The 2,503-nt window shown below is 76.9% G+C and carries 2 protein-coding genes; both read left to right on the top strand.

Translation table 11 applies throughout. From position 1 onward, the window contains the following. On the top strand, positions 1 to 641 hold a 641-nt coding region (locus tag ACWGIG_RS23310), incomplete at its 5' end, for a phosphopantetheine-binding protein (protein WP_453323577.1). Further along, positions 631 to 2,503: condensation domain-containing protein (locus ACWGIG_RS23305; protein WP_453323576.1), on the top strand; the 1,873-nt coding region annotated here is incomplete at its 3' end. The genes ACWGIG_RS23310 and ACWGIG_RS23305, both read left to right, overlap by 11 nt.

Here is a 2,503-nt window from a genome sequence, read left to right as displayed (position 1 = left end):
AGCACGTGCTGCGCACCCTGCCCGAGGTGGACGACGCGGCCGTGACGGTGCGCCGTCCCGCTCCCGACGACGCCCGGCTGGCCGCCTTCGTGGTGGCGGTGGCGGGAGCGGCGCCCGACCCGGAATCGCTGCGGTCCGCCCTCGCCGGACTGCTGCCCGCCCATCTGGTCCCGGACGAGCTGACCGTGGTCGAGCGGCTGCCGCTCACCACGACGGGCAAGGTGGACCGGCGGGCGCTCGCGGCGCTCGACCCGGCCGCCGCGTCCCAGGCCGGGGCGGGGCGGGCCACGCCGCCGCTGACCCCGCTCCAGGAGGCCGTCGCCGAGGTGTGGGCGCGCTCGCTCGGATGTGAAGTGGCGTCGCCCGACGACGACTTCCTCGCCCTGGGCGGTCACTCGCTGCTCGCCCTGGTCGTCACCGACGACCTCCGCGAGGACCTCGGCGTCGAGCTGTCCCTCGCCGACTTCTTCGCCTCGCCGACGGTGGCCGGGCACGCCGCCCTGGTCGAACGGGCCCTGCTGGCGGCCCACACCGACCTGCATCCCCTGCCGCAGCCCTCTTCCCTCCCCCAGGCCCCGTCCCTTCCGCAGCCCTCTTCCCTTTCGCACCCCGACGCGCCGGAGCACCCCGATGTCCCTTGACACCCCCGCTTCCCTCCAGGAAGAGCTGCTGCGCCGGGCCCGCTCCCGCGCCACGTCCCGGCCCTCCGCCCCGGTTCCGGCCACGGGCGCCGGGTCCGATTCCGGGCGCGCGCCGCTCTCGCACGCCCAGCGGCGCATGTGGCTGATGGACCGGCTCGGTCACCGCGACGGCGTCTACAGCGTGCCGTTCGCCACCCGGCTGACGGGTCCCCTGGACCTGGACGCGCTCGGCGAGGCGCTCACCGCGCTGGTCGCCCGTCATACGATCCTGCGCACCCGGTACGGACAGCACGACGACGTGCCGTACCAGGAGGCGCTGCCCGCCCCCGGCTCGGTCCCGGTGCGCGTGGTCGACACCGCGGGCAGTGCGGACGACGAGGACTGGGCCCCTCTGCTGACCGCCGAGGCCCGCCTCCCGTTCGACCTCGCGGCGGACACGCTGCCGCGCGCCCTGGTGCTGCGGCACGGTCCCGAGGACCACACCGTCCTGCTGACGTTCCATCACATCGCGGTGGACGGACACTCGTTGGAGACCGTCGCCGACGAGCTCGGCCGGCTGTACGCACGTGCCGCCGGAGGCGAAGGCGCCGCGCCGCCGCTCTCCGTACCGCCGCCGCAGTACGCGGACTTCGCCCGGCGCGAGCAGGAAACGGGCGACCGGCTCGGCCGCGGTCTCGACCACTGGGCCCGCAAGCTGGCCGGAGCCGTGCCGCCCGCGCTGCCCCGTCCCGCGACGCCGCCCGCCGACCTGGCGGACCGGCCCGCGGCCGTCCGTCTCGAACCCCTGGGCGCGGAGGTGCCGGACGCCCTGCGCGAGCTGGGCAGGCAGCGCCGGGCCACGCTGTTCACGGTGCAGCTCGCCGCCGCTTTCGCCGCCCTGCACCGTCTGACCGGCAGGACCGACCTGGTGATCGGCTGTGCGGCCGGTCACCGCGAGGGCCGGGACATGGACGGTCTTGTGGGGCTGTGCGTCAACACCCTGCCGGTACGGGTGGACCTGTCCGGCGACCCCGAGTTCGGGGTGCTGGTGGAGCGGGTGCGGGACGCGCTGCTGGAGGCGCAGCAGCACCGGCAGGTGCCGTACGACCTCATCATGGAGCGGCTCGGCGCTGCGGCGCGCGGCGGCGACGGCACGGCGCTGGTCCGGGTGACCTCCGACGTGCTGGGCGAGCCGACGGCGCTGCGGCTGCCCGGTCTGCGGGCGGAGGCGGTCGAAGTCACCGTCGCGGAGGCCAAGTTCGACCTGTCCTTCGCCCTGGTGCACGCGGGCGGTCCTTCGAGCCTGGTGCAGTACGGGAGGGCCGCGCTCGACGACGGGACGGGGGCGGCGCTGGGCCGCTCCTTCGCGGCGCTGCTGACCGCCGTCGCCGCCGAACCCTCCTGCCGCATCTCCGAGTTGCCCGGCTCGTCGCAGGCGGGACAGGCTGACGCCGGTACGGAATCCGCACCGACTGTCGGCGCGGACCCGGCTGCGGGCGCGGGCCCGGGCCCGGGCGCAGTGACGGGCGCGGTGACGGGCGCGGGCGTCACTCCGGCTGCTGCCGCCGCCCCGCACCCGGCCGAGGCCGCTCTCCGCGCCCACCCCCGGGTCGCCGACGCCGCGGTCCTCGCCCCGCCCGGCGGGCCTCTCCTCGCGTACGCCGTGCTGCGGGAGTGGAGCGGGCCCTCGCCCGTCCAACTGCGCGCCGCCGTGCGGGACGTACTGGACCGGGACCTGGTGCCGGTCACGGTCATGCTGCTCGACACGCTGCCGCGCACGGCGGACGGTGCGCCGGACGCGAGCCGGCTGCCCGGCGCCCCGGTGCCCGGCGCGCTGCACGGGCCGCGCGCCGGGGCCGTGACGGACGCGTTCGCGCACGCGC

It is taken from the genome of Streptomyces sp. NPDC054863, from assembly GCF_053610825.1.
This window is presented reverse-complemented; position numbering and strand designations above follow the sequence as displayed.